This window comes from Mesotoga sp. HF07.pep.5.2.highcov (assembly GCF_003666285.1).
In the GTDB taxonomy this organism is placed as follows: domain Bacteria; phylum Thermotogota; class Thermotogae; order Petrotogales; family Kosmotogaceae; genus Mesotoga; species Mesotoga prima.
Genome location: NZ_JFHJ01000210.1, coordinates 1 through 2001 on the forward strand (window position 1 = coordinate 1; position 2001 = coordinate 2001).

Consider the following 2001-nt stretch of genomic DNA (forward strand, 5'->3'; position numbering starts at 1 on the left):
GCCTTCCGTATCTCGAGGCCGTAATTAGAACTTCACCGGCGAACGAACCCTTCATAGTCGAAATGTAAAATAGTTAAAGACGCGACCCGGGTCAACTTCTGTAAACGGTGTCCGCAGCTCCTTTGCAGGGGAACTGCTCTTCGAATATCCTGTAGTACAGAAGCTCCTCTTTGGACCTGATCCCGTTGCTCTGTCTTTCGCGTTCGAACTCGGAGTCGCTTATGGCCTCTTCGGCGTACTCCTTCATGAGGTGAGACGATCCCGACCCGACGCTGAACTTGCTCTTTTTTCGCCAGACTACGCTTTCCGGTAGATCGTTTTCGAAGGCCCTGCGAAGAATCCATTTCTCCGTCTTTTCAGGCCCGTGGATCTTCCAGTCCACCGGAATCGAGAAGGCAAGATCAACTACACTGGTGTCCATAAAAGGAACATCGAATTCTATCCCGAAAGCAAGAGCCATCCTGTCGTTTCGCTGGAAGCCCGAAAGATAGCCGGTCTTTGTAATTCTCAAGGACTCTTCATCTACGGATTCTGCAGAGGGAAGCTCCTTCATATATTCGTAGCCGGCGAAAAGCTCATCGGCTCCCTCTCCCATCAGGACGAAAGAACTGTCTTCCTCTGCGGCCATCTTCGATACTATATAATTCGGTATCGCACTCCTCACAAGGGGAGGATCGAACGACTCGAGATGGTAAATTACGTCCGGAAGGACTTCGAGCATCTCTTTGAAATCGTAGGTGTATTCCCTGTGATCGGTGCCTAAATACCGGGAGACCTCCTTGGCGAATGCCGGATCTTTCCCCTCTTCGCTTCCTACGGTAAACGTCTTCAAAGAACCGTTCAGTTTGCTTGCAACGGCAGCTATACAGCTACTGTCAAGCCCTCCGCTGAGGAATACTATCGGCTCGGATTTGACCGCCGTCATTCTGTTGTCGACGGCCCTTTCGAGAGAAGTCCTGAGACGTTTCGCCGCCTCTTCTTCACTTTCTACTTGTCTTTCGGTCAGCAGGTCTTCAAGTGAGGAGTACTCACTGAAGCCTTCCTTAGAAGAGAAAAAGTGACCGGGCGGAAAGACCTGTACCTCACTGCAGAAGGGGGTAAGGGCCTTCAGTTCCGAAGCGAAGGCGATTCCTCCGTTACAGCGTCCGTAGTATAGGGGTTTCAGGCCCAGAGGGTCTCGGGCGACAAAGGTTTCGTCATCTGTATCTATAGCGAAAGCGAAAGAACCATCCAGCTCGTTCAAAAATCCCGGACGGTTTTCTTTGTATAGTTCGAGAATCTTTCGCGGCCAGACCTTCCCGGGGAAGTTTCTGAGGATACCGTCGAAGACAACGCTTTCCCTCGTGCCTTCGAAAACTATCATGTTTTCGTCAAAGGCATTGCTTACCACCGCTCCCATGCCCGTCTCTCCCCGGGTTTTTAGAATTCTCGTTTTGCTTCCCCTGTGCCTCAAGTAAGAAAGAGAGCCTTCTATCATTTTTCTCTCAGGTTTAAGGGTGACAGCAATTCCACTCATTTAGAATACCTCCATTCCTAGTGCCCGTGCATGTTTCAGAATCCCAGTACTTAGAATCATCGTGTCGCTCTATAACTATTATAACATGGTGAAAATTGTTGAAATTAATCTCCAGAGCCATGTGCAGTCATTCCCCATGAATAGCGTGCCACTCCCCCTTCACTTAGTTCACAAAAAAGTCTCCTGTATAATGAAAATACAAGTAAGATAAAGCAAGGGAATTCTTGTTCTCTGTTATTTCCCATATTTTTATTTCTGGATGGGGGTCTAAGGAGGTGTTGTATGAAGATAGCTGTTATTGGTGCGGGAAATGGTGGACAGGCCCTTTCTGCCGTTCTAGCCATGAGGGGCCACGATGTCTCGCTATACAACAGAAGTCAGAAACGAATCTCACCATTACTCTTAGAAAGAAAGATAAGAGTCGAAGGCGAGTCAGAGGGCAAAGCAAAGCTTAGATACGTTGGTACAGATATGAAGAAGGCGAT

General features: G+C 48.5%; 2 protein-coding genes. One reads left to right on the forward strand and one right to left on the reverse strand.

Features of this window, described 5'->3' with window-relative positions; translation table 11 throughout:
- Positions 1-91: 91 nt before the first annotated feature.
- Complete coding sequence (locus BG32_RS04410; protein WP_121526465.1) at positions 92-1516, reverse strand: asparagine synthase-related protein; 1425 nt, start codon at positions 1514-1516, stop codon at positions 92-94.
- 282 nt (positions 1517-1798) lie between these two features.
- Between BG32_RS04410 and BG32_RS04415 the strand changes: the two genes are divergently transcribed.
- Positions 1799-2001, forward strand: a 203-nt coding sequence (locus tag BG32_RS04415) for an NAD(P)-binding domain-containing protein (RefSeq protein WP_183084283.1), incomplete at its 3' end; no start/stop codon positions are given.

Bases quoted from the DNA above. Each gene is read 5' to 3' on its own strand.
- BG32_RS04410 (WP_121526465.1), bottom strand. From the start codon at position 1,516: ATGAGTGGAATTGCTGTCACCCTTAAACCTGAGAGAAAAATGATAGAA.